The organism is Rhodococcus sp. MEB064, assembly GCF_000834565.1.
In the GTDB taxonomy this organism is placed as follows: domain Bacteria; phylum Actinomycetota; class Actinomycetes; order Mycobacteriales; family Mycobacteriaceae; genus Rhodococcoides.
In genome coordinates this window covers 92095-118290 of the sequence record NZ_JXQS01000058.1, presented here as the reverse complement: position 1 = coordinate 118290, position 26196 = coordinate 92095, and the positions used below count along the sequence as shown (strand labels likewise).

Here is a 26196-nt window from a genome sequence, read left to right as displayed (position 1 = left end):
ATCGGGGGACGAAGGATGCCGGGGACCAGTACGGATGCGCTCGCGAGCGCCGTGGAACAGCTGACGAGACAGTCCGACGACGGGGAACTCCGGCGTGCCGTCGCCACGTGGGGATCACCGGTGACGGCGGGGGTGTCCGGTCGCCCCGGAGTCGGAAAGTCCGCGCTGGTGAGTCAGCTCGACGACGTGCACGAGGTGCACGGCGTCGATACGCCCGGAGCGGCCGACCCGGTCCTCGACCAGGACGTTCTCGTACACGTCGTCGCGAGGACCGTCACCCCGGCCGATCGTCGGGTTCTGTCGTCGCGGGTGGGGCGCGACACTCTCGTCGTCGCGGGACGGCTGGATCTAGAAGACGACCCCCGCGCCTACGTCGCGTCACTCGACGTCGACGGCCCGGTGCTGCCCGCCGACGACACCACCGCCGTGCGGCACTGGTGTGTCGACGCGCGGGAGCGGGCGCGCCGTCGTCGGGACGCGACGCTGCTCCGCGACCTCGAACGTGTCGCGGCGGCGCGTCCAGACACGCGTCCGTTCGTGGAGACCTTCCTCCGGTCCACTGCCGCGTCGACGGTGCGGAACGGATCGTGACCCTGCCGGCGGACATGCGCCGTGTGATCGGCAGGTGGAGCCCGGACTCTCTGGACGCACTGTCGCGGCCGCGCGCCCGATCCGGTGTCGTCGCCGTGTTGTCCGCCCCGGGGATGAGCGAGCGGGATGTCCGGCGTGCGGTGGAGAGCGCAGGCTGGGCGGTTGTCCCGGTGGCGTCCGGCGCGGCCGTGATCGTTCTGCTCGATCCGGACCTGCCGGTGGGCCGAGCGCTGATCGAGTCCGTGCGAGCGGTCCCGCTGGATCTGCCGATCGTCGTCGTTGTGCCGGCGGCCGACCACGAGCAGGCCGCACGGATACGGTCCGCCGTCGCCGCCCTGGCGCCGCGGTGCGCGTCCGCACCTGTCGTCGTGCCGTCGGTGGACGGACCGTCCGCGCTCGTCGAGACGGTGGAGCGAGCGGTCGGCCGCATCGACGACGCCGAGGTCGACCGACTGCTGCGTGCCGACGCCCTCGCGTCGGCCCGGTCGGCACTGGCGGCCGCGGCGCGGAACGACACCGGCGTCGACGAGATCGCGGCGTTGCGCGAACGCCGCCGCCGCGTCCTCGTCGACGCCGGCACCGGTGACGGACGGACGTCGAGCGGGGAGCTTCGCATCGAGCTGGCTCACCGGGTGGGAGTGCATCGCCGTGAGACTGCAGCCCGCGTGTCGGAGGCGGTAGCGTCCGCTCGCCGCGCCGACCTGCGACAGATCCCGGCTGGTGTCATGGAGGAGATCGACGCCGCGTCCGCGCGGCTGACCGCCGAGGTCGACGCTGCATTCGGTAGGCGGGGTGCGGTCGGGACGGTCATCGCGGCGGGCGGCTCGTCCACCGATCAACCGGCGCCGCCGGGAGGCCGGTGGACGTCGGAGGACGTGCTGGCGGGCATCGTCGGCGCGTCGGCCGGTGCCGGCGTGGGGCGAGCGGGGGCGTGGGCGATGTCGGTGGGAGGACTGCTCGCGTCGGTCGTTGCCGTCCTCGGTGCGGTGTCCATGGCCACCGCGGTCGTCGGCACACGGGCCACGGCGTCCTCCCGCGCACGGCTGCGCCGGTGGGCGATCGAGGTGGTCGCCGATGCTGCCGCCACGTGGGAACGGGACATCGCATCCCGGATCCTCGCCGCCGACGCGTCGGCTGCCGACCTCGCGGTGTCCCGCGCTCGGGACCGCGCCGCACGACGCGATGCGGCGCTCGCGGACGTCGACGCCGAGATCCGTGACGTGTCGTCGCGTGCCGCGTCCCGTGCGGCCGCGTATCAACGAGACCTCGAGATCCTGGAACGGGGAACCGACGACCGACCGCGTGCGTCGAAGCACGAGAACGGATGACGGAAGGGGGCCGCGTGGTCGAGTGGTCGGGGACGTTCGATGCAGGGGTGGCCGACTGCGGACCGCTCGGGTCCGAGGACATGTTCCTTCCGGACATCGACACCGACGGCGACGGCATCTTCGACACCGTCGTGACGCACGGAGGTGGCGGGGCCGGAACGGTGGTCTGGTCCGACGTGGACGCGGACGGTCACCTCGACCGTGTGACCGAGATCGATGCGGACGGCGACTATGTCGCGTGGGTGCTCACGTCCGACTCGGAGGACCCCGCGGACGAGTCGTGGCGGGCGGCGGAACGCGGCTCGTTGTGACCGACGTGACTCCAAATGTCCTGACATAGTGCGCTTTACGGCCAGGTCACTGAATCGGTTTTGTGACAGACCGGACATGCCCCGAGTGCCCCGGCCGAAGATCACGGCGTTAACCTCTAGGTCCAGGACACTCGAGGCCCTGCGATCCGTCGATCGCTGGTCACGGGAGGAGCCCGCCCACTGGAACACATGACTCGTCCACAGGCATCGGACGGATCGGTTCCTGCAGCACCCCCAGGAGACAAGATGACCGCGACCATTCCGGGTCTCAACGGAACCGACGGCACGCCCCCCACCACGCACGCCGGCTTGCTGGCCTGGGTACGCGAGGTAGCGGAGCTGACTCAGCCCGACAGCATCGTCTTCGCGGACGGCTCGGACGCCGAATGGAGCCGCCTCACCGACCAGCTCGTCGACGCCGGCACCTTCACCCGCTTGAACGCGGACAAGAAGCCGAACTCGTTCCTGGGCAACTCCGACCCGTCGGACGTGGCGCGTGTCGAGTCGCGCACCTACATCTGCTCGCACCGCGAGATCGACGCCGGCCCCACCAACAACTGGATGGCTCCGGACGAGATGCGTAGCACCATGCGCGAGCTGTACCGCGGATGCATGCGAGGCCGCACGATGTACGTGATTCCGTTCTGCATGGGCCCGCTCGACGCGGAGGATCCCAAGCTGGGCGTCGAGATCACCGACTCCGAGTACGTCGTGGTCTCCATGCGCGTGATGACCCGCATGGGTGCCGCAGTGCTCGAGAAGCTGGGCGACGACGGTTTCTTCGTCAAGGCCCTGCACTCGCTGGGCGCACCGCTCGACGAGGGCCAGCAGGACGTCCCGTGGCCCTGCAACGACACCAAGTACATCTCGCACTTCCCCGAGGATCGTGAGATCTGGAGCTACGGCTCGGGCTACGGCGGCAACGCTCTGCTGGGCAAGAAGTGCTACTCGCTGCGCATCGCGTCGGCCATGGCCCACGACGAGGGCTGGCTGGCCGAGCACATGCTGATCCTCAAGCTGATCTCCCCCGAGGACAAGGCGTACTACATCGCCGCGGCCTTCCCGTCCGCGTGCGGCAAGACCAACCTCGCGATGATCCAGCCCACCATTCCGGGGTGGCGCGCCGAGACCGTGGGCGACGACATCGCCTGGATGCGCTTCGGCAAGGACGGTCGCCTCTACGCCGTCAACCCGGAATTCGGCTTCTTCGGTGTCGCACCCGGCACCAACTGGGACTCCAACCCCAATGCGATGCGCACCATCGACCAGGGCAACGCGGTGTTCACCAACGTCGCGCAGACGGACGACGGTGACGTCTGGTGGGAAGGCCTCGAGGGCGACCCCCAGCACCTGATCGACTGGACCGGCAAGGAGTGGACGCCGGAGTCCGACACCAAGGCCGCACACCCCAACTCGCGGTACTGCGTTCCCATGTCCCAGTGCCCCTCGATGGCACCGGAGTGGGACGACCCCCGGGGCGTGCCCATCTCGGCCATCCTCTTCGGTGGTCGACGCAAGACCACGGTCCCCCTTGTGACCGAGGCGCGCGACTGGCAGCACGGCGTCTTCATGGGCGCCACCGTCGGTTCCGAGCAGACGGCCGCGGCCGAGGGCACCGTCGGCGACATCCGACGCGACCCGATGGCGATGCTGCCGTTCCTCGGCTACAACGTGGGCGACTACTTCCAGCACTGGATCGACCTGGGCAAGAACGCCGACGAGTCGAAGCTCCCGAAGGTGTTCTACGTCAACTGGTTCCGCCGCGGCGACGACAAGCGCTTCCTGTGGCCCGGATTCGGTGAGAACTCCCGCGTGCTCAAGTGGATCGTCGAGCGCATCGAGCACAAGGCTGCCGGTGTGGACACGCCGGTCGGCGTCGTGCCGACGGCGGACGCCCTGGACATCGAGGGACTCGACGTGGCTGCGGCGGACGTCGCCGAGGCGCTCGCGGTGAACGTCGACGAGTGGAAGAAGGAGATCCCGCTGATCGAGGAGTGGTTCGACTTCGTCGGCGAGAAGCTCCCCACCGGCATCAAGGACGAGTTCGAGGCCCTCAAGCAGCGCCTGAACGCCTAGATCCCCCCTACCTGACGCCCGCTCCCGATTTCCGGGGGCGGGCGTCAGGCGTCTGTCACCAGCGCCGCTGCGCCCGTCAGAGTTCCCAGTGCGCCCAGTGCGGCCGGCACTACGGTGAACCCGCGCAGGAAGTCGAGCCGGGCATGCAGCGCCACCGTCTCCCGGATGGGGTTCCACAACGCGGGACCCGCCGCGCTGAAGCCCCCACCGATCACGGCCGTCTCGATGTCCAGCAGGGCCGCAGCCGACGCCACTGCCTGACCGATGGCCACGCCCGCGCGCTGGAGCGCTGCCACTGCCACCGGTTCGGCGTCACGAGCGGCGGCCGCCAGTTCGATACCGGTGGTTCCCGTCCACCCGTTCTCCCGCGCCCACCGCACCGAATTGGGCCCGCTCGCGACCGTCTCGACACATCCCACACCGCCGCACGTGCACGGTTCGATGGACCCGGGGACGACGATGTGACCGACGTGCCCGGCGTTGCCGCTCCGCCCGGACACGATGCGCCCGCCCAGGACCAGTCCGCCGCCGATGCCGGTGGACACCACCATGCCCAGCAGGTTCTCCGCGTGTTGCGCTGCGCCGAAACGGTGTTCGGCCAGCGCGGCGCACGCACCGTCGAGCGCCAAGGTGACCGTGGCGTGCGGTAGGACCGAGCGGACCGCGTCGACGAGAGCGAACCCCTCGTACCATTCGGCGATGTTGATCGGGCCCACCGTCCCGGCCACGACATCCACCGGACCCGCCGACGCGATCCCCACCGCCTCGATGTCGTCGAACTCGACGCCGGCTGCGGACACGGCCTGCAGGAGCAGCTCTTCGCATGCGGCCCAGACGTTTTCGGTCGGAGTCGGCACCACGACGGGGTTCTGCGGGCGACCGTCCGGACCGACCATGGCGGCGGTGAACTTGGTCCCCCCGATGTCGAGGGCGAGCACGGGCCTGGTCGAGGTCGTCATCGTTCCCACCCTAACGGCGGTCCGTCAGCGCGGGCGCAGGACCAGAACGAGGTTGCTGACGGCGATCTCGCGGAACCAGGGAACGCGGACGCACCACCACGCCCATCGTGGGTGATACCGAGGGAACGCTGCCAGCAGCGTTCCCTCGGTAGTCGTTGTCGCCCAGCGCAATCCGTCCGAAGCGCGGATCGGGAACAGTGATGTGCCGAACCGGTTCTTCGGTTCCTTGCCGTGGATGCGTCGATAGCGCCGGGCCGCGCGCTCGCCCCCGAAGATGTGCCACGGACCGGTTTCGTGACCCCCGAAGGGTCCCCACCACATCGTGTACGACAGCACGACGAGCCCACCCGGCGCGGTCACCCGGAGCATCTCGTCCGCCATCATCCACGGTTCGCGCACGTGCTCGGCGACATTGGAGGACAGGCAGATGTCCACGCTGTCGGATCGTATGGGGAGGGCTGTGCCGGATCCGCGCACGGAGCCACGGGCGTCGAGACCCGCGGCATGCATCTCCGACGCATCGGGTTCGACCGAGACGTAGGTCGCGCCGGCCGCGGCGAACGCATCGGCGAAGTAACCGGGGCCACCCCCGACGTCGAGCACGGTGCAGCCGGCGAGCGACCGATCGGCGGCCCCGGTCCACAGCTCGTCGATCAACCGCGCCGTGTCGTCGGCGAGGGCGCCGTAGAACCTGGCCGGGTCGCTCTGCTCGAAGCGGAAGTCCGAGACGAGCCTCAGCGAACGCCGCAGCGTCGCTCGTCGAGCCAGTGCAGCGGTGACGGAGGACGAGGGCACGGACGCTGACTGTAGAGCCTGCCGGTGCTAGGCGGCGAAACGGAGAACCGTGACGGACGTGCGTCGGTCGCGGATGAGACGGTTGTTCGCCAGCGTAGGCATGGAGTTGAAGCGCCACCAGCCGGGACCCGTCGGGAACAGCACATCGGTCGCGGAGACGACTGCCGGGATCTCCGCGGCGAGCGACGCCCCTCGACGCGACGACATACTGAACGGCATGGCCGGCATCGTGTAGTGCTCGGTCAGGTGGACTCCGGCGACGGTCCGCTGGGACAGCCACTCGGGAATGGAGTCGAAGATCATGCCCCCACCGGGGAAGCGTGCGGCGCACTGCGTGATGAGGTCGATGGCCATGCGCTCGTCGAAGTACATCAACAGGCCCTCCGCGGAGACGAAGACGCCCGGTTCGGGATCGATGCAGTCGGCCCAGCTCAGGTCGAAGGCGGACTTCGCGACCGGAACGATCCTGTCCTCGTGAGGCAGAACGCGGGCACGCAAGTTCATGACGGGTTCGAGGTCGACGGAGTACCAGTCGTTGTCCGGGCGGCCGAGGCGCCAGTAGGCGGTCTGCAGTCCCTCTCCCAGCGCGACCACGGACGCGTGCGGGCGCGAGGCGAGGTAGGCCTGGACGGCGGAGTCGAACGTCCGTGCGCGGAGCGCAGCGGCAGCGGCCGGCTTGCCGAACTTCGACCAGTCGTATTCGATCGACCGGTGGATGTTCACTGCCATGGGGTCGTCGATGACGGACTTCGAACCGGACGCGAACGCGGCCCGGTTATGAAGGGTGTAGAGGGTCGTGGAAGATACCCCGTCGAGGGTGTTTCCGTCGATCAGTCCAGAAGTCACGACAAAACCTCACTGTTAACCGGATTGGTTGGAGATAAAACAGAACTTATCGGTTTTTTCCGGGCCCGTGGACCATTCGGTGTCGGTCGTTCGAATGAATCAGTGTCGCGGGGGTGACAGGTGGTATCAGAGTTGCGAGAGGTGCTACTTCTCTGCTGGCGTGACAGTGGCCATCCACAAGGCGGGGGTAGCGAGAGCTATCTCGAACACGTCGGCGCCGGGCTCGCCGAGCGCGGTATCGCCGTGACCCTGCGCACCGCGTCGTACCCCGGCGCTCCGTCGTCCGAGACCGTGCACGGCATCAGGATCAGCCGCGCCGGCGGCCGGTACACCGTCTATCCCCGGGCGCTCGCCTCATTGGCACTGGGTCGCCTCGGGATCGGACCGTTGGCCGGTCTGCGCCCGGACGCGGTGATCGACACGCAGAACGGCATCCCGTTCTTCGCCCGGCTGGTCACCTCGGCCCCGGTCACCGTCCTGGTGCACCACTGCCACCGCGAGCAGTGGCCGGTGGCAGGTCCCGTCATGGCGAAGGTCGGATGGTGGATCGAGTCCCGACTCTCCCCGCGCGTCCACCGTCGGTCGCAGTACCTGACCGTGTCGCTCCCGTCCGCCGACGAACTCATCGCCCTGGGCGTCGACCGTGACAGGGTCGCCGTCGTCCGGAACGGCGTCGACGAGATCCCGGCGGACGTCGTGCCGGGCGACGTGGCGACACGTGCGGACGTCCCCACGCTCGCCGTTCTGTCCCGGCTGGTTCCGCACAAGCAGATCGAGGACGCCATCGACGTGGTGGCGACGCTGCGCCGATCGTTCCCCGAGCTGCGACTCGACGTGATCGGTGGTGGGTGGTGGGACGAGAACCTGCGAGCCCATGCTGCTTCACGAGGTGTCGGCGACGCCGTCACCTTCCACGGGCACGTGTCCGAGACGCGGAAGCACCGGATTCTGGCGCGCAGCTGGGTCCACGTTCTGCCGTCCCGCAAGGAGGGGTGGGGACTAGCCGTCGTCGAAGCCGCTCAACACGGCGTGCCGACGGTCGGCTACCGACACTCGCGCGGTCTGACCGACTCCGTCGTCGACGGGGTCACCGGGGTGCTGGTGGGCGACGAGTGGGTCGGTCAGGACACCGATGTCGCCGATCTGACGGACGCCGTGAGCACGCTGCTCGAGGACGGCGATCTGCGTCGACAGCTCGGGGAGAAGGCACGGCTGCGTACGCGGGAATTCTCGTGGGCGCAGTGCTCGCGGGCCGTCGAGTCGGTGTTGACCGATCACGCGCGCGGGCGTCCGGTCACCGGCCTTCTCACCGAATCCGGTCGCGGCGAACTTCCCTGATGGACACGGCGCCGGCGGCGACGATCGCCAGAGCCCACAGAACGTGCGCCGCTCCGACCGGCCACACCGGACTCGCCACCCGGGACGCGGGGTCGGGAACGTTGTAGAGCGCCAGATCGTCGTCGGCGTAGACACGGTCGAGTCCGGTGAGAGTGCGCGCGGAGTCGCCGAGTTCGCCGGGCGACGTCTCGACGAGGATCCACCCGACGCCGAGATCCGCCAGGTCCGACGCGGGGGCACCACGCAGCAGCAGTGATTCGACCCGCCGCGCGACCGTGCTCTCGCCCTGCACCGTGACAGCCCCCACCGGCAGATCGCCGGTCTGCAGCACGTCGGCGCGCAACCATCGCGGAGCCGGGTCGAGTACAGGCGCTTCCCCGGACCAGTCGAACCGGCGGAACGTGCCGCCCGGCAGGACGGCGACCGACGCGTCGGACGTGCCCACCCGGTCGGTCACCTCGGCCCATCCCGTCGGATACCGGACCGGGCGCATCGCGCCGTGCACTCCCCACGCCAGGTCGGGGAGGACGATCACGAGTGCCGCGACCGCGACGACGGCGCCGCGCAGACGTCGGCCGTCGACCGCCGCGCCCGCGCAGAGTGCAAGTGCGGGCATCCACAGGGCGACCCATTTCTGGGAGTCGCGGAACAACCCGGCACCGGGTACCGACTCCGCAGCCCATCGGCCGAGATCGAGCCCGATCGGAGTGGCGGCGAGGGCGATCAGCACGACGGACACCGCGCCGGTGAGCAGGAGCGCCGCGGCCACGGGCGATGCGGTCCGGCGTAGTCGGGGGAGTCCGGCGGCGGCCAGACCGAGCAGCACGGCGGTGCCGACGACGGCGTACAGGGTGGTCCGGGACGCGGGGACCGCGTCGGCGTTCCAGATCCCGCCGAGACCCGCGAGGGACCCGATCGTGGCCAGGCCGGGCTCCGCGCGCGCGGCGAACGCGGCGACTCCCGACGGGTCCGAACCGGCCCCGGCCCCGGAGAGCGCGGTGGCGACCAGCCACGGCGCCGACACGACGACGGTCGATACGACGAGGACGGCCACTCGCCACCCGCGGCGCACGCCGCCGGGAGCGCTCAGCGTGACGAGGGCCAGAGCTGCGCACATCAGCACACCCGTGGGGGTGAGCCCGGCGATGCCGAGACACAGTACGAGCGGCGCCGCTGCCCGCAGATCGCCCCGCTCACGGAGACGACGCGCTGCACACACGGTCCACGGCAACGCGGCGTACCCGACGAGCAGGCTCCAATGACCCTGCAGCAGGCGCTCGGCGACGTACGGGTTCCACACCGCCACCGTCGCGGCCACCAGCGAGGGGCTCGTCGCGTCGGTATCCAGCAGGTGCGACGTCATCCTCGCCGCACCCGAGCCGGCCGCGGCCAGCGCGAGGAACAGCACACCCATCACGAGGGTGCCGCCGTCCATCACGGTGGTCGCCGCGGCGACCGCGGCGTCCTGCGGGACCGCGCGGGCTGCCGCGTCGGACAGCCCGAGGACGGACTCGGTGAGGTGCGAGCGAGGTGTCGACACGGCGTCGCGCAGCAGGAGGTATCCGCCGCCGGGGAGCAGCGCGCCGAGAAGCGGTCCGAGCGCCGCGGCGGCCAGAACGGTGGACCACCCGGCCGACCACGCCCCTGCCCGCACGCTCGGCCCTGTCATCATGTGGGCATGATCCCCGCGCGCTCGTCCACCGTCGTGGCCGGGGTGAGCATCGTGACGGCCGGATCCATGCTGGCGAACATCGCGTCGTACTTCCTGCACGTTCCCGCCGGCAGGCTGCTGGGTCCGGAGGGGTACGGCGAGTTCGCCTCGCTGCTGGCGGCGCAGTTGGTACTGGCGGTGCCGGCGTTGGCCGTGCAGACCGTGGTCGCCCGCAACAGGGTCCGGGGCGCTGCGCTCGCGGATGTGCGGCGTCTCGGGTCGATCCAGGCCGCGGTGGTCGGACTGCTCGCGATCGTCGCGACACCCTTCGTGGCGGCGTTGCTCGACACGAGTGTCGCCACGACGGCCGCGGCGCTGTGCACGGCACCCTTCCTGGTACTCCTCGCGACGGAACAGGGCGTGTTGCAGGGTGATTCGCTGTTCGGCGCCCTCGGTGTCGTTCTCGCCGCCGGCGGGCTGGCCAAGGTCGTTCCTGCCGTCACGACGCTGCTGCTGGGTGGATCCGCGGGGCCGGCGCTCCTGGCCGGGGCCGTCGGAACAGCGGTGACGGCTCTTCTCGTCCGCATCGTGGTGACTCGACGCGCCACGCACAGGGATGGGGGCGGGAGCGCGACCCGGTGGCGCGATGTCCTCGCCGCGTCGCAGGTGCAGCTGGTGATCGTCGCCCTGTCGTCCGTCGACCTCCTGCTGGCGCGCCGCGTGCTGGATCCCGAGTCGGCCGGCATCTATGCCCTCGGAGCGGTCGCAGCGAAAGCGGCGTTCTGGCTGCCGCAGTCCGTCGGAGTGGTCCTCTACCCACGGATGGCCGACCCGAGACAGTCCGCCGACGCCGTCCGGACGGCTGTCCTGGTGCTGCTGGGCGTCGGATCCGTCGTCGTTCTCGGTGCGGCGGTGGTGGGCCCGGTGGTGCCGCTCGTGATGGGTGAGCAGTACGCCCCCGTGCGGCACCTGCTGTGGCTGTTCGCCGCGCAAGGCGCGCTCCTCGCGATCGTCCAGTGCGGCCTCGTCGCGTCGGTCGCCCGTGGTGACACCCGATCGGCACTGATCGCGTGGGCCGTGCTCGTCGTCGAGGCCGTCCTCGTCCTGTCCGTCGTGGACGGCGTCGTCGAGTTGATCGTCGTGGCGACGGCATGTGCCGCGGCCGCAACTGTTGTGGTTTTCACCAGCACTCGGTCCGGTTCGCGTGTGACACGATCGACGGAGGTGGATCGTGCGGGGACGAGTCGAGGGGTGGGTCCGTGAGGCTGCGTAGGGGCGCGACGGGTATCGATGTACTGCACGAGCCGACGGGTAGCTGGATCGACCTGAAAGCCGCTGGAGGAGAGAGTCTTCCGGTGTCGGTCGTCGAGTTCCTGGGTCTCGGCGAGCGTGCTCGGGACACCGCACGGGAACTCGTCGATCGCGCGGTGACCGCCGGAACGGCGACGGCCACGACGTTCTCCCCGCTGCCGTTCGAGCCACGGTCGCTGCGATGCTTCGCAGGGTGGGACACGCACTGGCATCAGGCGGCCGAGAGCATGGTGCGGCGCAATCTGCCCGCCGTGCTTCCTCTCGCCAAGACGTACAAGGCGATCATGCGCAAGCCCTTCCCTCCGCTCCGGCCGGGGTCCGCCGTCTTCGAGCACCCGATCTACTACACGGGCAACCATCTGTCCGTCGTGGGCGACGGTGCGCCGATGCTCTGGCCCGGATACACCGAGCTGCTGGATTTCGAACTCGAGTACGGCGCCCTCGTCGTCCGACCGGTCAGAGACGCGTCGCCCGCCGAGGCCGAAGCCGCGATCGGCGGCTTCGTGGTCTTCAACGACTTCAGCGCTCGCGACGTCCAGTGGGACGAGCAGCGGAACGGTCCGTTCGGACCCGTGGTGAAGACCAAGACGTTCGGCAGCTCGATGAGCGCCGAGGTGGTCACCGCCGACGAGGTCCTGCCGCACCTGGGCAACCTTCGCGGCAGCGTCACGGTGAACGGCGAGGTCTGGACGCAGACGTCCACCGAGGGCGGCCGCTGGTCCGTCGCGGACGGGCTCGCCTACGCCAGCCGAGCCGAGGACATCGGCCCCGGTGAACTGCTCACCTCGGGCACCCTTCCGTCGGGATGCGGGATGGAACTCGATCGGTGGATCCAGCCCGGAGACGTCGTGCGCCTCGAGATCGAACGCATCGGCTCGGTCACGAACACGGTCGCCCAGCGCGGCTGATCTACGCTCGCGTGCATGCGCGCACTGGTCATCGAGGAGTTCGGTCGGGCCGGCGTCGTCCGTGAGGTGGAGCGTCCGGACGCGGCACCCGACGGTGCCGTCGTCCAGGTGGCGGCCACCGGAGTGTGCCGAAGTGACTGGCACGCCTGGCAGGGCCACGACAGCGACGTCTCCCTACCGTTCGTCCCCGGTCACGAGTTCGCGGGGACCGTCGTCTCGGTGGGCGCCGACGTCGACCGCCGGTGGATCGGGCGCCGCGTGACGACGCCGTTCGTGTGCGCATGCGGAACCTGCGAGACGTGCGCTGCCGGTGACCATCAGGTCTGCCCGAACCAACAGCAACCCGGGTTCACCCATGACGGGTCGTACGCGGAGTTCGTGGCGGTGCGGTACGCCGAGACCAACCTCGTCGCGCTTCCCGACGCCGTGTCGTTCGATGTCGCGGCGACGCTGGGCTGCCGGTACGCCACGGCGTGGAGAGCTGTGCACCGGCGGGCCAGGGTGCTGCCCGGCGAACGGGTGGCCGTGTACGGCTGCGGCGGCCTCGGCCTGTCCGCGGTGATCATCGCGTCCGCCGTCGGGGCGGTCGTCACGGCCGTCGACTCGTCCTCCGACGCTCGCGAGCTGGCGCGTCGGCTCGGCGCTGCGTCGACGTCCGATCGCGTTATCGACGACATGCACGTCTCGCTCGAATGCTCGGGGAACGCCGGACTGGCCGATGCCGCCATCGCCGCGCTGCGGCGCCGCGGCCGCCACGTCCAGATCGGCCTGCTGCCCGGTGGGGCGCACGTGTCGATGGATGTGGTGATCGCCAAGGAGATCGACGTGCTGGGCAGTCACGGACTGTCGGCGCGGGAGTATCCGGAACTGCTGCGCGAGTTGCCTCACGCGGCGGTCGCCTCGATGATCGCCCGCCACGAACGGCTCGAGGGCGCCCAGCATGCGCTGGACGCCCTCGGTGCGTCGGCAGGAGTCACGCTCCTGCACCCCTGACCTTCAGTGCTCAGTGCTCAGTGCTTGCGGAGGTCCGTCCGCGGGATCTCTTCGGTGCGGTCCGAGGTCCAGTCGTGATCCGGTGCAGCACCACGACCGGTGTCGGACGGCGTTCCGGGTCCGTCGGGGCGGGGTCCGGGACCGGCGTTCGTCGCGCGGGTTCCCTGGCCGGAGCGGCCACTGCGGAGGAGAAGCAGGATGCCCGCCGCCAGCAGGACGATGCCGAGCACACCGGCGACGATGGGAACCGTGCGGCCGATGAGGGCGATCTCGTCCATACCGTCACGTGCACGGCCCAGCTGGTAGGTCACGGTGTTGTCGTCGAAGCCGATGACGCCCTTGATGACGTCGACCTCGGGAGTGCCGGCGCGACGTGCGTAGTACTGGTGCACGTCCTCCTGGCCCTTGACGACGACTCCGGTGACCGGCTCGACGTAGATGTCGCGAGTGTTCTCGTAGAACCGGGTCATCGTGATCGGGGTGGCCCCGCCCTCGACGCCCCAGGTGCTGGCGGGGAGGGCGACCTTGTTGGCCGGCGAGTTCACGACGGCGGAGAGATCGACCGCCGGGATTTTCTGCGTGTAGTGGTAGACGGTGACGCCCTCGATCTGCGTCTCCTCGACGAAGGTCATGTCGTAGCTCTGGCGGGCGACGATGTCGAAGAAGGGGTACGTCTGCTTCTGGGCGTCGAACGGGAACTTGTACTGCAATCCGTCGTGCGCCACTTCCTCAGCGGGCTTGTCGCTCTGGCTCTGGATGGACCCGACCGGCTCGACGGGCATCGACGTCACACGGTCGAGGGTCACGCGGTCGACCGTCGCGGTCAGCAGGCCGGTGTCACCCTGTCGGTCGGTGCGACGCAGAGTCGAACCGGCCTGGACGGTGACGGCGTCCGCACCCGAGGGCTCCTCGGTGGTGACGAAGCGCTGGGAGACCAGAGGAACGTTCTGATCGACCTTCGCCGACCCGGCTGCCAGCGACCGGGAATCGAGGACCGATCCGGTGCCGGTGGAGACGGTGGTGATCTCGAGATCCAGCGGTGTCTTCTCGAGACGGCCGACCGTGTACAGCGGGATCAGGATGGCGACGACGAGGAAGAAGACACCGAGGCCGATGAGGATCGACGGGATCACACGCGACGGTGATGATCTGTTCGCCATGAAGAGGGTCCCCCTGTGAGCTGTGCACCGCGATGTGATGCGTGCTGCCGATGATGGGTCGAACACTAACGCATCGGGGGGTTCGTCGTTCGGACGTGATGCGGCAGACTCGACTCACGATGACCACAGTGCAGAACGACCGTCCGAGCGGGCAGGCCAGCGGATTCGTGCCGGCTCTCGAGGGAATGCGCGGTCTCGCGGCGGTGGGTGTTCTGCTGACCCACGTCGCATTCCAGACCGGGACCACGTCCGTTCCGGTGATCGGCGCCGCGCTGGGTCGACTGGATCTGGCGGTGGCGGTGTTCTTCGCACTGTCGGGTTTCCTGCTGTGGCGACCGCACGCGGCGGCCGCGCGGGGACTGCGGTCCCGGCCGTCGACCAGGACCTATCTTCTGCACAGGGCTGCTCGTATCCTGCCCGCGTACTGGCTGGTGGTGGCCGTCGTGCTGACGTTGCTGCCCGGCGCCGGTGGGGGCGTCCGGCTCTGGCTGGCCAACCTGACGCTGGTGCAGGTGTTCGTGCCCTTGACGTTGACCGAGGGAATGACCCAGATGTGGTCGCTGTCGGTGGAGGTGGCGTTCTATCTGCTGCTTCCGCTGATCGGCCTCGCGATGGCATCTCTCGCCGGTGCCCGTGCCCGGTTCCGCATCCCGGTGATCCTGGCGGTGTCGGTGATCTCGCTCGGTTGGACCTTCCTGCCCATCGCCACGGAGGCCGGGGTCAACATCGAGAACTGGATGCCCGGCTACCTGGCGTGGTTCGGCGCCGGGATGATCGTCGCCGAGGCGGCCGCGAACACGGCCGGTGATTCCGTGCTGGTCCGCATCGCGAGCAGACGATGGCTTCTGACGGGCGTTGCCGCGGTGGCCTTCGCCGTGTCCTCGACGCCGCTCGCCGGGGAGCAGGGGCTGACGACGCCGGCTGCATGGCAGTTCGCGATGAAGGTCCTGCTGGGGGCGGTCGTGGCCTTCTGTTTGATCGCTCCACTCGTACTCGGTGTCGGCGTGCGCACGCGGTGGCTGGCCGGACCCTTCGCGCTGACGATTGGGCGGTGGTCCTACGGCATCTTCATCTGGCACCTCGCGGTGCTCGCCGTCGTCTTCCCGGTCCTCGGCATCGCGCCGTTCGACGGTCAGTTCCTCGTCCTTGCGGGCGTGACACTGGCGCTGACCCTGCCGGTCGCAGCGGCCAGTTATGCGCTGGTCGAGGAACCTGTCCGCGTTGCGCTCCGTCGACGGGAAGATCGTCGTCGCAACGGAGGTATTGCAGCGAGCGCGGCGGCGGCCACCCCGAGCAGCGCCGCGAGCTGAATTCCCGCCGAGTGCCCGACGTACCCGCTTGCCGATCGCCACGGCCCGGTGGACAGCGCGGCGCCGGCGACGGACAGGCCCAGCCCTGCGACCGCCACCAGCACGCGACCCCGGACGCGCTCTCCCCACCTGTGACCGACGGCCGTGACGGCGGCGGCGAGCAGCACGACCCAGCCGAGAGCGGCGATCCCCCCGATCACCCACACGGCAGCGAGCAGCGCTGCGCCGGCGAGCCAGGGACTGCCCCGGGTCGGCGTCGGGTCCGTCGCCGGATCCGGCTCGCGTCGCCGTAGCGCGAAGAGCCCCAGTCCGACGAGAAGCAGAAGGCCACAGACGATTCCGAGGCGATACCAGGTGTCGGCCGGATACGACAGCGTCACCTCACCGGAGAGTCCGGCCGGGAGAACCCACCCCTGCTGCCACCCGCTGACGACGACCGGCGTCAGCGTCGAGCCGTCGGGCCGCGTCGCCACCCACCCGGTGTTCGTGCTCTCGGGAACCACGAGGATGCGGTCCTCGTCCGATCCGGCCACGACGACGCGTCGGGTATCGGCAGTCCACTCGCCGGACGACACGGCAACAGGCTTCGGAGTGGGCCCGGGTGTAGCAGCGAGCGGTGCGACACGCAGGGCGATGCTGTCCACGACGAACGCGTCACCGGGGTCGACCGACACCGAGTGCGACCCGGCCGGCAGCGGAACAGGATTGGAGACGTTCGCGGACACCGGAACATCGCCCGCGCACACCTGCGCCCGGATCGGTGCGCTGCTCGCGAGCGCTCCCGCGGTGGTCGAGACCGCGGTCTGCACCAACTGGCCCGCCACGGTCATCGTGGGGCCCTGCGCGCAGGAAAGCTCGATGACGCGATCGGGGTCGAACGGCGCCGCAGTCGTTCGGGGGAGCACTGTCAGATCGGCGAGACCGGGAGGGCGGATCTGGTCGAATCCCAGTGCGGTGCGGTCGATCACGTCGTCCCAGTCGACGATCGACAGCACGATCGAGTCGGTCACGGCGGGCTCGAGATCTATCGTCGTCCGTCCCGAGTCGTCGATGTCACGGACCTGCGGACCCGTTCCCAGATTCACCGCGACGCGAGTGGGGTGGGCAGGCAGCGTTCCCAAAGACTGCGCCAGTTCGAGACCGTCGACCAGCGTAGGCCGAGGCAGCGTCACCGTCACGGTGGGGGAGGTCCCGGCGCGTCCGTCGACGGAGTCCTGGGCGGCTGTCCACGACGTTCGTTCGTCCCCGTCGGTCAGCGCGAACGCCGAGCCCCGGACGTCCGAGACCTCTGCGGCGCCGCGAGCGCGCGGACCCGTCCCGTCGTCCAGCAGGTCGGCCAACGCAGGTGACTGCCGGGACCGCAGCCACAGTTCCGGGGTGACCGCGGTGCCGGTCGGAACCGACAGAGTTCTCTCGAAGCTGTCCAGCTCCTCAGGTTCCACCGCGATACCACCCGCGCAGCGCACCCTGTCCGGAGTGTCCACACAGCCGGTTCTCCCCGACAGTTCCTGCCCCAGGTCCCATCCCGTGACGCTCACCCCGGGCGCCGGGTCCGGCATCGCGGTGCCGCGAAGGATCGTCACGAGCGTCGGAGCGTCGCTGTCGGAGAAATCGGTCAGTCGAAGATCGCTGATCGCGAATTGGGCTCCGGTGGAACCGTTCTCGGTCTGGGTCGCCGTGATGCGCACGCGTGACGTCGTGCCTGCGGGAAGCGCCACGGTCACCACGTCGCCGGGCTCGCCGATACGAGCGGCAGCGGTGCCGTTGTCCGTCTCGACCTCGACCCACTTCACCGGAGATCCCAGGGCTCCGGGGCTGGTGCGGAACTCGACCACTCCCGAGGAGATCGTCTCGTCCAGGTCCAATTGGATCCACTGTCCGACAGAGCTTTCGAGGCCGCTGCTCACCCAGCTCGTCGTGGTGTCTCCGTCCACGGCCGCCGCCGGCCCGTTCCCCGGCGCCGCACCACCGAACTGGACCGCATCGGATGCGGAGGACGACACCGTGACCCGTGCCCCCGTCCAGGAGCCCTGCACGAGCGGGGCCGCGTCGACGGGGTAGTCGGGAACGAGGTTCAATGTCCGCCGAGGGTCGTCGGGCGTTCTGAGGGCGCTGCTGTGATCGTCGACCGATCCGAAGTCGACTTCCCTGTTCATCGGGGTATCGGTGACCAGCACGCGGTCGGCGGGAAGCCCGGCGGCTCGCGCGTCACCGTCGAGGAGAACGGGTCCGGCCGGTACCGGATTCAGACCGCCGCGTTCGCGGTGGTCGTCCAGACGGGCCAACACTTCCGGTCCTCCCTGCACTCGCGGGACGTCGGATGCGGCGACCGTGTACGGACCGACGACTGCGTCGTAGTCGGGGTCGGCGGCGAAGATCTCGATCGCCGGGTAGGTCGGACGCAGATCCGAGTCCGCGACGATCCCCTCGACGCGGCCCGGTCCGATGTCGTCGCCGAACGTGGCGACGCGGGTGAGGCCGGGCGAGTTCTCGATGCTCTGGTGAGCCAGTGAGGTGCGGGTGGACCGCGACGTCTCCGGGTCGAGGTCGTTGCGCAGCACCAGGTATCGGATGTTCATCCCGGCCAACGTGTCGGCCATGCCGTCGGACGGTCGCCCGTCGGCCAGCAGGCGCTGCACCGAGTCGAGGGCTCGAATCGCTCCGGGCGGGACCAGCGGTACGGCGTCGCGGACCGCCCAGGGCGACGATGCCAGCGCCTGCAGCGGTTCGTCACGCGTGAGTCCCCAGAGCTGGGCCGCCAACGGTGCACCGGGCACCACGAGAGCTCGGCTCTGCGCCGGAGCCTCTCCGGCGTTGTCGGACAACCACTGTGCGGCCTCGGACCACTCCGCCGGGACTGCCTCGTACGCTCCGCGAGGTGCGAGACGACCGGTCCATGCCAACGACGTCGCCACGGTGAGTGCCACCAGGATCAGAGCTGCGAACGCCATCAACGGTTCGCGCTCAGGGTGCGACGCCGCGCGGCGCCACCGCGGGGACGACACGGTGCCGGGTAGCGGCGCGTGGGTGAGCAGGTGCGCCAGCCCCAGGACCAGCGGAAGGCGGATCACCGGTTCCAGCTTGTGGATGTTGCGCAGCGGCGCGCCCGCGGTGTCGAGGAACAGGCGGACCGGTTCCGACACGGGAGAGGCGAGGCCGCCCACGTAGCCCGCGGTCATGCCGACAATGCCCACCATCAGGACGAGCACGAGGCGTCCGCGCGCCGGCATCGACCGCATCGCCAGACCTGCCAGCCCTGCCGCGGCGACGACGCAGGACGCGATGACGGCCGCCGGTTGCGTGACCACCACCGCTCCCGCGATGCGCTCGGGCGAGACGAACGGCGTCCAACTGCTGGTCCCGCGAAGAACTTCCGTGAGCGAGGCCCACTGCGTCGTCGTCCCCGAGGACTCGATGTAGTCGAGGAACGGCGGACTCACGCCGCCGAGGATGAACAGCGACACCACCCACCACGACGTCGCGGCGACCAGCGCCGGGATCCACCACAGCGTGAAGCGTCTCCAGCGGGCATCGGGGCGATGCGCCAGCCACCACACCACCGCGACCAGGGTCGCCGCTGCGGTCGCGACCGCGTTCACCGCCCCCATCAGGGCGACCGCCACGGCCGACGATGCCGCCGCGCGCGGTATCGACACCGGCTTGCCCGAGAAGACACGCACCAGGGGGATCAGCACCCACGGCGCCAGCATCATCGGCAACGACTCCGAACTGATGGAACCCAGCGTGGTGATCACCCGAGGGGCCAGCGCGAACGCCAGCGCCGCGACCACTCGCGATCCGCGACTGCCCACCCCGAGGGCCTCGCACAATCGGATGATGCCCCAGAACCCGGCGAACAGCAGGACCGCCCACCACAGGCGTTGGGTCACCCAGCCGGGCAACCCGAGGATGTCACCGAGCGCGAAGAACGAACCGTGAGGAAAGAAGTATCCGTACGCCTGATTCTGAACCTGCCCGAACGTGGCGTCGGACGTCCAGAGATGAGACGCGCGAGAAAGAAAGCCGAGCGGGTTCTGCGTCAGGTCGTACTTGGTGTCCGCGACCGTCAGGCCCGGAGCCTGGACGAACGCCAGAACCAGCGCACCCAGCGCAGAGAAGAAACGCCACCGAGGCCCGACGGGCGCGGTGGCGGGAGCCGACGACGTCAGCGGCTGCCGTACTCGACCTGGTTCAGAAGGGAGGAGTCGGCGGTACCGGAACGATCGACATCCGGGCGGGTGTTCGACGAGGCAGCAGCCGTCGCGCCGAACACGACGGCAACGCCCAGAACGGCCCCTACAACTGCACTGATCGCTGCGGTCTTCACGACCAGAAACTTATCACCCCGAGCGACCCGGCGGCACGATGAGGACCGGGCGATGACTGTGCTTGAGCACCAGGTCCGCACACGAGGACTGCAACAGTGACCGCAGACCGGTCCGACCGCGCGTTCCCGTGACGATGATGTCGGCGTTCACTTCGTCGGCCGTCTCGACGATGGTCGTCCAGATCGCCGAATGGGATTCCTCGCACCGCCCGTCCGCGTTGATGCCGGCGCGCTTCGCCAGTTCGAGACCCTCGGTGTTGGTGACCCTCGCGTCGGCGAGCGCGATGTCCTCGGTCTGCTCGTCGGGGAGCCACTCCGGCGCCATCACTCCGGACAGGCCCGACATGCGGGCTGCCTGGCGGACCATGGGTTCCCACGCAGTCAGGACGATGGCGCGTTTCGCCTGCAGGAATCTGCCGGCGTAGTCCACCGCCCGCCGCGCATTGTCCGAACCGTCGTACGCGATGAGCATGACGTCACACGACATGAGAGGCCTCCCGATGATCGGCGGTGGTCACGGATTCTACCGTCGCGGGTCGTCGACGCGCGTGGCTCCGCGATAACGTTTCGGTCATGTCCCGACGCCGAATGTTGTCCTTGTTCGCGGCCTGCGCGATGGCCACGACGGCGTGCGGAGCCGGTGACACGGCCGCCCCGGCACCGACGACGACAGACGCTCCGACCCCGTCGGCTGCCGCATCGTCGTCGCCGCTGCCGGCGCCCGCGGTCCCCGCACCGGACGCGTGCGCGTCGGCGATCGACGCCCTCACGATGCGCCAACGACTCGCTCAGCTGCTGACCGTCGGCGTGACCGGCACCGACGATGCGGTGTCCGTGGTGCAGTCGGAGCAGGTCGGCGGTGTGTTCGTCGGCAGCTGGACGGACAAGCAGATGCTGACCGGCGGCGGAGTCGCGCAGATGCAGCAGGCGTCGAGTGTGCCCGTCATGGTCACCATCGACGAGGAGGGCGGGCGGGTGTCCCGCGCGAAGGACCTGCTCGGCGACATCCCGTCGGCACGCGAGACGGCCGCCACGATGACACCCGACCAGACCTACGAGATGTGGCTCGAGCGGGGACGCGGACTGCGCGACCTCGGCATCACAGTCGACTTCGCGCCCGACGTGGACGTCAGCAGTCAGCCGGACGACTCCGTGATCGGTGACCGCTCGTATTCGGACGACCCGGCGACGGTGGTGGCCTACGCGAGCGCTGCCGCCAGGGGACTGCGGGACGCGGGCGTCCTCCCGGTGCTCAAGCACTTCCCCGGCCACGGCGCGGGCTCGGGTGACTCGCACACCGGCGCGGTCACGACGCCTCCGCTGGAGGAACTGCAGGCCCGCGACCTGGTGCCGTTCCGCGACCTCGCCGCGTCGGGGGTCGGTGTCATGGTGGGCCACCTCGACGTTCCGGGTCTGACGACGGACGGTGTCCCCGCCAGCATCAGTCCCGCCGTGATGTCGTTGCTGCGGGACGGAACCGGCTACGGAGCCGCGCCGTTCACCGGGCCCATCTTCACCGACGACCTGTCGGGAATGGCCGCGATCACGTCCCGACTGGGTATCGAGGAGGCGGTGAAGACCGCGCTCGTCGCCGGCGCCGATGTCGCCCTGTGGATCACCACCGACGCCGTCACCAGCGTTCTCGACAACCTCGAGGCCGCCGTGGCGTCCGGTGAACTGCCGAGCAGCCGCGTCGACGAGGCCGCGCGGACTGTGCTCGCTGCCAAGGGGGCGCTCGGTTGCTCGTGACGTAGAGTCGAGCTTTCTGGGCAGAGGGGACGTTCGGCCCGAACAGAGGGCAGAGTCGGGGAGGTACGGATGGCGGGCGGAACCAAGCGGTTGCCGCGTGCGGTCCGCGAGCAGCAGATGCTCGACGCTGCGATCGAGGTTTTCTCCGAGAACGGCTTCCACAGCACGTCGATGGATTCCATCGCGGCTCGCGCCGAGATCTCCAAGCCGATGCTCTACCTGTACTACGGGAGCAAGGACGAACTGTTCGCCGCGTGCATCCACCGCGAAGGACTCGAGTTCGTCCAGGCGATGACGCCCGCGGCCGACCCGACGCTCACGCCGCGCGAGCAGCTCCGCAAGGCCCTGCTCGGTTTCCTCACCTTCGTCGACGAGCATCGGTCGTCGTGGATGGTGTTGTACCGCCAGGCCATCGGTCAGCAGGCGTTCGCCGGTCAGGTGCAGAGCAGCCGAGACCGTCTGATCAGTCTGACGGCGTCGTTGCTCGAGATGAGCACGAAGGATCCGCGACCGGAACACAATTTCGGACTGATGGCAGTCGCCCTGGTCGGGGCCGGCGAAGCCGTGGCCGACAGGGTGGCCGGTGGAGAGATCGACGTGCACCAAGCAGTCGACCTGCTCGAGAGTCTCGCGTGGCGGGGGCTTCGAGCCTGAGCCCCCGCCCGCGAGTCACTGCGTCGGTGATTCAGCGCAGGGTGCCCGTCAGGAACGGGTAGCCCTTCTTCGGGTGCTTCAGGGCGACATCCCACTGGCCGGGACCTTCGCCGGTGCCGACACGCTCGGCGTAGACGTTGATCTTGGCGGGCAGCACGATCGGCTTGCCGAAGCGCACCGAGTACGTCACCTTGTCCGCGATCTTTCCGTCCACGGAACTCAATGCTGCTGCAGCACTCCACATTCCGTGCGCGATGGTTCCCGGGAAACCGAACGCCTTCGCGCCGAGGGACGAGATGTGGATCGGGTTCCGGTCACCGCTGACGCCGGCGTACCGCGAGACCGTCTTCTGATCGACGCGCAGCGTGGACGTCGGGGGCGGCGGGACCTCGTCGGCAGGCGGTGCCTCCCGCGGACCACCGGACAGGGACGTCTTCTGCAGACTCAGGAACGTCGACGTCTGGCGCCACACCACTTCCCGACCCACGGAGACGTCACTGACGACGTCGACCATCAGACCCTTGCGATGCTCACGGAAGTTCTCCGCGTGCACCGCGATGTCCAGTGGTTCCGAGGTGCCGATCGGCCGGAAGCTCTCGATGACGTTCTCGGCGTGGACGGATCCCATGGCGGCGAACGGGAAGTCCTTGGACACCATCAGGGCCATCACCGTCGGGAAGACCAGGGTGAACGGATAGGTGATCGGCAGTGCGTCGGACAGGCGCAGGCCGGTGACCTTCGCGTACGCCGCGAGGTTCTCCCGATCGACGCGGATTCCCTTCAGCGTGTAGGTGGTGTCCGGAACGGACGGTGTGCGCTTCCCGCCGCCGATGATCGGCAACGAGTCCAGAGCCGCGCGGGTGTAGATGTCGCGGATCTTCGGAGGAGCGTCGAGAGCGATCACGGTGCTCACGCCGGTCACGCTCCGATCAGCGACTGACCGCACACGCGGACGATCTGTCCGGTGACGGCGTTGGAGGCGGGGCTCGCGAAGTACGCGATGGTCTCCGCGACGTCGACGGTCTGGCCGCCCTGCAGCAGCGAGCTCATCCGTCGTCCGGCCTCACGGGTGGCGAACGGGATGGCTGCCGTCATGGCCGTCTCGATGAAGCCGGGCGCCACCGCGTTGATGGTGATGTCCTTCTTCGCCAGTTCCGGAGCCTCGGCGTGCACCAGGCCGATGACGCCGGCCTTGGACGTGCCGTAGTTGGTCTGTCCACGGTTGCCGGCGATGCCTGCGATGGAGGACACGTCGACGACGCGGCCACCCTCGTTCAGCGTTCCCGACGCCACCAGGGCGGTGGTAAGGCGGTGGGGAGCGGCGAGGTTGACGCCGATGACGGAGTTCCACCGGCCGTCGTCCATGTTGGCGAGCAGCTTGTCGCGCGTGATGCCGGCGTTGTGCACGACGATGTCGAGGCCGCCGCTGTGACGCTCCTTGATGTGCTTCTCGAGCACGTCGGCGGCGTCGGGTGCGGTGACGTCGAGGGCGAGCGAGGTGCCGCCGACCTTGTTGGCGGTCTGCGAGAGAGCTTCGCCGGCGGCGGGGATGTCCGCGCAGATGACATGGGCGCCGTCGCGGGAGAGGACCTCGGCGATGGTGGCACCGATGCCGCGGGCGGCACCGGTGACCAGTGCGACCTTGCCGGCGAGCGGCTTGTCCCACGATGCGGGAGCCTCGGACGAATCCTTGCCGACGGCGATGACCTGGCCGGACACGAACGCCGACTTGGCCGACAGAAGGAAGCGCAGCGTGGACTCGACACCCGACAGGTCCGGTGCGGCGTCCGCGGAGACGTAGACGAGCTGGGCGGTGCCGCCCCGACGGAGTTCCTTGCCGACGCTGCGCGTGAAGCCCTCGAGCGAACGCTGCGCGATGTGCGCCTCGACGTCGGTGGTCTCCTCGGGCGTGGTGCCCAGGACGACGACACGGCTCGAAGCTCCGAGGCGACGGACGGCGGGCTGGAAGAACTGGTAGAGCTGCTCGAGCTGCTCGATGTTCTCGATGCCGGTGGCGTCGAAGACCAGGGCGCCGAGCTTGTCGTCGTGCGGGCTGGCCGACGGGTAGTCGGAGAGCAGAACTCGCAGCGGCTCGACGAGGCGACCGGTGCCGCCGATCAGGACCGGACCGGCGAGCGGCGGCTCACCCTCCTCGTAGCGGCGCAGAGTCTCCGGCTTCGGCAGTCCTGCCTGCTTGGCCAGGAACGCGCCCGGAGCAGAGGAGAGGAACTGCGAGTAGAGGTCAGGGGCTCCCTTGGTGGCTGCCATGTTCCTACCTTCGTGTCGTGTTTGTACGGAACCGTCGTGGAGAAGGACGGGTATCGACAAGTAACTTACTCGTGAGTAAGAATAGAGTCCACGACGAAGCGGTCCCAACTGTGGCCGTATCACTTGCGTACAGGGAGAATCGTTCGATGACCAGCAAAGAAAAGCGCCCCGTCGCGATCCTCGGTGGAAACAGAATACCGTTCGCGCGCTCGAACAAGGTGTATGCCGACGCCTCGAACCAGGACATGTTGACCGCCGCGATCGACGGACTGGTCAGCCGCTTCAACCTGCAGGGCGAGCGTTTGGGTCTCGTGGCCGGCGGCGCCGTGCTCAAGCACAGCCGCGACTTCAACCTCACCCGCGAGGTCGTGCTGGGCAGTGCGCTGAGCCCATATACCCCCGCCTTCGATCTGCAGCAGGCCTGCGGCACCAGCATGCAGACCGTCATCGCGGTCGGCGACGCCATCGCGTCGGGCCGCATCGACGTCGGCATCGGCAGCGGCGTGGACACCACCTCCGACGCGCCCATCAGCGTCAACAACGAATTGCGCGAGTTCCTGCTGTCGCTGAACCGGGCCAAGTCCACCGGTGACCGCATCAAGCTGCTCGCCAACGTGCGTCCGTCGATGCTGGGCATCGAGATCCCCAAGAACGGCGAGCCGCGCACCGGCATGTCGATGGGCGATCACGCCGCCGTCACCGCCAAGGAGTTCGGCGTCCGCCGCGAGGACCAGGACGCCCTGGCTGCCGCCAGCCACCAGAACATGGCCAAGGCGTACGACAGCGGATTCTTCGACGATCTGGTCACCCCGTACCTCGGCCTGACGCGCGACGACAATCTGCGCCCCGATTCCACGGCCGAGAAGCTGGCCAAGCTCAAGCCCGTCTTCGGCAACTCGCTCGGCGACGCCACGATGACGGCCGGCAACTCGACGCCGCTGACCGACGGCGCATCGTCGGTGCTGCTGTCGACGGACGAGTGGGCCGAGCAGCACAACCTCCCCGTGCTGGCGCACCTCGTCGACTCCGAGTTCGCGGCCGTCGACTACGTCCACGGCAACGGTTCCTACAAGGACGGCCTGCTCATGGCGCCGACCTACGCCATCCCGCGTCTGCTGGCCCGCAACGGTCTGACACTGCAGGACTTCGACTACTACGAGATCCACGAGGCGTTCGCCTCGGTCGTGCTCGCGACGCTGCAGGCGTTCGAGAGCGACGAGTACTGCAAGGAGCGTCTGGGTCTCGACGGCGCGCTGGGGTCGATCGACCGCAGCAAGCTCAACGTGCACGGCTCGTCGCTCGCGGCGGGTCACCCGTTCGCCGCTACCGGCGGACGTGTCGTCGCGACGCTCGCGAAGATGTTGGCGCAGAAGGGGTCCGGTCGCGGACTCATCTCCATATGCGCCGCCGGCGGTCAGGGCATCACGGCCATCGTGGAGGCCTGAGCTCCGCCCGTATCGCCTACGAGAGGACCCGGCTGCGAGGGGTGGCCGGGTCCTTCTCTGTACCTGCTGCAACGAACCGTTCGGTCTGGCACAGTGGGGGCGTGCAGCGGTGCCGGGGCGAGAGTGGGTCCTGCGAGACCCGACTCGAGGGAAACCCTCGGGAACAATCACAGAAC

At 69.2% G+C, this 26196-nt stretch carries 22 protein-coding genes; 12 read left to right on the top strand and 10 right to left on the bottom strand.

Going from position 1 to position 26196, the window contains the following annotated elements; translation table 11 throughout:
- Window positions 1-15 precede the first annotated feature (15 nt).
- From RU01_RS22990 to RU01_RS19175, 4 genes are all read left to right on the top strand, one after another.
- On the top strand, window positions 16-591 hold the full coding sequence (locus RU01_RS22990; protein WP_042576176.1) for a hypothetical protein: 576 nt from the start codon (window positions 16-18) through the stop codon (window positions 589-591).
- Window positions 588-1919: a hypothetical protein gene (locus RU01_RS22285; RefSeq protein ID WP_052493375.1), complete on the top strand. Its 1332-nt coding sequence runs from the start codon at window positions 588-590 to the stop codon at window positions 1917-1919. The genes RU01_RS22990 and RU01_RS22285 overlap by 4 nt, the downstream gene beginning before the upstream one ends.
- Window positions 1916-2230 carry a DUF6802 family protein gene (locus tag RU01_RS19180; RefSeq protein ID WP_156149006.1) on the top strand — a complete coding sequence of 105 codons (315 nt, stop codon included), beginning with the start codon at window positions 1916-1918 and terminating at the stop codon, window positions 2228-2230. The genes RU01_RS22285 and RU01_RS19180 overlap by 4 nt, the downstream gene beginning before the upstream one ends.
- 246 nt (window positions 2231-2476) lie before the next feature.
- Window positions 2477-4306, top strand: coding sequence for a phosphoenolpyruvate carboxykinase (GTP) (locus tag RU01_RS19175; protein ID WP_042576172.1), 1830 nt, complete (start codon window positions 2477-2479; stop codon window positions 4304-4306).
- Between the two features lie 44 nt (window positions 4307-4350).
- Here the strand turns inward: RU01_RS19175 and RU01_RS19170 are convergent, their stop codons facing one another.
- From RU01_RS19170 to RU01_RS19160, 3 genes are read right to left on the bottom strand one after another with little or no spacing between them, the layout of a single operon-like run.
- A complete protein-coding gene (locus tag RU01_RS19170; RefSeq protein WP_042576353.1) occupies window positions 4351-5265 on the bottom strand; it encodes an ROK family protein in 915 nt (304 codons plus the stop codon).
- Between the two features lie 24 nt (window positions 5266-5289).
- Complete coding sequence (locus tag RU01_RS19165) at window positions 5290-6060, bottom strand: class I SAM-dependent methyltransferase (protein ID WP_042576171.1); 771 nt, start codon at window positions 6058-6060, stop codon at window positions 5290-5292.
- 27 nt (window positions 6061-6087) lie between these two features.
- The gene (locus RU01_RS19160; protein ID WP_042576170.1) at window positions 6088-6906 is read right to left on the bottom strand and encodes a class I SAM-dependent methyltransferase; all 819 of its coding nucleotides are present in this window, start codon (window positions 6904-6906) and stop codon (window positions 6088-6090) included.
- Window positions 6907-7038: 132 nt separating this feature from the next.
- Here RU01_RS19160 and RU01_RS19155 point away from each other — a divergent pair, with 132 nt between their 5' ends.
- A complete protein-coding gene (locus RU01_RS19155; protein ID WP_042576352.1) occupies window positions 7039-8244 on the top strand; it encodes a glycosyltransferase family 4 protein in 1206 nt (401 codons plus the stop codon).
- Here RU01_RS19155 and RU01_RS19150 read toward each other — a convergent pair.
- Complete coding sequence (locus RU01_RS19150) at window positions 8213-9916, bottom strand: hypothetical protein (RefSeq protein ID WP_052493374.1); 1704 nt, start codon at window positions 9914-9916, stop codon at window positions 8213-8215. The genes RU01_RS19155 and RU01_RS19150 overlap by 32 nt on opposite strands.
- A 6-nt stretch (window positions 9917-9922) precedes the next feature.
- On the opposite strand from RU01_RS19150, the gene RU01_RS19145 reads away from it, so the two are divergent.
- From RU01_RS19145 to RU01_RS19135, 3 genes are read left to right on the top strand one after another with little or no spacing between them, the layout of a single operon-like run.
- Complete coding sequence (locus RU01_RS19145) at window positions 9923-11158, top strand: lipopolysaccharide biosynthesis protein (protein WP_042576350.1); 1236 nt, start codon at window positions 9923-9925, stop codon at window positions 11156-11158.
- Window positions 11155-12114 (top strand): fumarylacetoacetate hydrolase family protein, encoded by a 960-nt coding sequence (locus RU01_RS19140; RefSeq protein WP_197074827.1) that lies wholly within the window; start codon window positions 11155-11157, stop codon window positions 12112-12114. The genes RU01_RS19145 and RU01_RS19140 overlap by 4 nt, the downstream gene beginning before the upstream one ends.
- Before the next feature lie 15 nt (window positions 12115-12129).
- A complete protein-coding gene (locus RU01_RS19135; protein ID WP_042576168.1) occupies window positions 12130-13107 on the top strand; it encodes an alcohol dehydrogenase catalytic domain-containing protein in 978 nt (325 codons plus the stop codon).
- Window positions 13108-13124: 17 nt separating this feature from the next.
- On the opposite strand, the gene RU01_RS19130 is transcribed toward RU01_RS19135, so the two are convergent.
- Window positions 13125-14267: a DUF3068 domain-containing protein gene (locus tag RU01_RS19130; protein ID WP_042576167.1), complete on the bottom strand. Its 1143-nt coding sequence runs from the start codon at window positions 14265-14267 to the stop codon at window positions 13125-13127.
- 119 nt (window positions 14268-14386) lie between these two features.
- On the opposite strand from RU01_RS19130, the gene RU01_RS22630 reads away from it, so the two are divergent.
- On the top strand, window positions 14387-15577 hold the full coding sequence (locus RU01_RS22630) for an acyltransferase family protein (RefSeq protein ID WP_156149005.1): 1191 nt from the start codon (window positions 14387-14389) through the stop codon (window positions 15575-15577).
- On the opposite strand, the gene RU01_RS19125 is transcribed toward RU01_RS22630, so the two are convergent.
- The 3 genes from RU01_RS19125 to RU01_RS19115 are packed head-to-tail and all read right to left on the bottom strand — an operon-like array spanning window position 15460 to window position 20391.
- Window positions 15460-19746, bottom strand: coding sequence for an alpha-(1->3)-arabinofuranosyltransferase (locus RU01_RS19125; protein WP_197074833.1), 4287 nt, complete (start codon window positions 19744-19746; stop codon window positions 15460-15462). The genes RU01_RS22630 and RU01_RS19125 overlap by 118 nt on opposite strands.
- Window positions 19743-19910 carry a DUF2613 domain-containing protein gene (locus RU01_RS19120; protein WP_082043264.1) on the bottom strand — a complete coding sequence of 56 codons (168 nt, stop codon included), beginning with the start codon at window positions 19908-19910 and terminating at the stop codon, window positions 19743-19745. Before RU01_RS19120 ends, RU01_RS19125 begins: the two co-directional genes overlap by 4 nt.
- 7 nt (window positions 19911-19917) lie before the next feature.
- The gene (locus tag RU01_RS19115) at window positions 19918-20391 is read right to left on the bottom strand and encodes a universal stress protein (RefSeq protein WP_042576164.1); all 474 of its coding nucleotides are present in this window, start codon (window positions 20389-20391) and stop codon (window positions 19918-19920) included.
- Between the two features lie 86 nt (window positions 20392-20477).
- On the opposite strand from RU01_RS19115, the gene RU01_RS19110 reads away from it, so the two are divergent.
- Together RU01_RS19110 and RU01_RS19105 are read left to right on the top strand one after the other, a co-directional pair.
- Complete coding sequence (locus tag RU01_RS19110) at window positions 20478-21653, top strand: glycoside hydrolase family 3 N-terminal domain-containing protein (protein ID WP_042576163.1); 1176 nt, start codon at window positions 20478-20480, stop codon at window positions 21651-21653.
- A gap of 69 nt (window positions 21654-21722) precedes the next feature.
- Window positions 21723-22307 carry a TetR/AcrR family transcriptional regulator gene (locus RU01_RS19105; RefSeq protein WP_042576162.1) on the top strand — a complete coding sequence of 195 codons (585 nt, stop codon included), beginning with the start codon at window positions 21723-21725 and terminating at the stop codon, window positions 22305-22307.
- 31 nt (window positions 22308-22338) lie between these two features.
- On the opposite strand, the gene RU01_RS19100 is transcribed toward RU01_RS19105, so the two are convergent.
- Window positions 22339-23220 carry a MaoC/PaaZ C-terminal domain-containing protein gene (locus RU01_RS19100; protein WP_156149004.1) on the bottom strand — a complete coding sequence of 294 codons (882 nt, stop codon included), beginning with the start codon at window positions 23218-23220 and terminating at the stop codon, window positions 22339-22341.
- A gap of 5 nt (window positions 23221-23225) precedes the next feature.
- Window positions 23226-24575 carry a 3-oxoacyl-ACP reductase gene (locus RU01_RS19095; protein ID WP_042576160.1) on the bottom strand — a complete coding sequence of 450 codons (1350 nt, stop codon included), beginning with the start codon at window positions 24573-24575 and terminating at the stop codon, window positions 23226-23228.
- Between the two features lie 146 nt (window positions 24576-24721).
- Between RU01_RS19095 and RU01_RS19090 the strand changes: the two genes are divergently transcribed.
- Entirely contained in the window at window positions 24722-26020 is a 1299-nt protein-coding gene (locus RU01_RS19090; protein WP_042576159.1) for an acetyl-CoA C-acetyltransferase, read from the top strand.
- The last annotated feature ends 176 nt before the right edge of the window (window positions 26021-26196 follow it).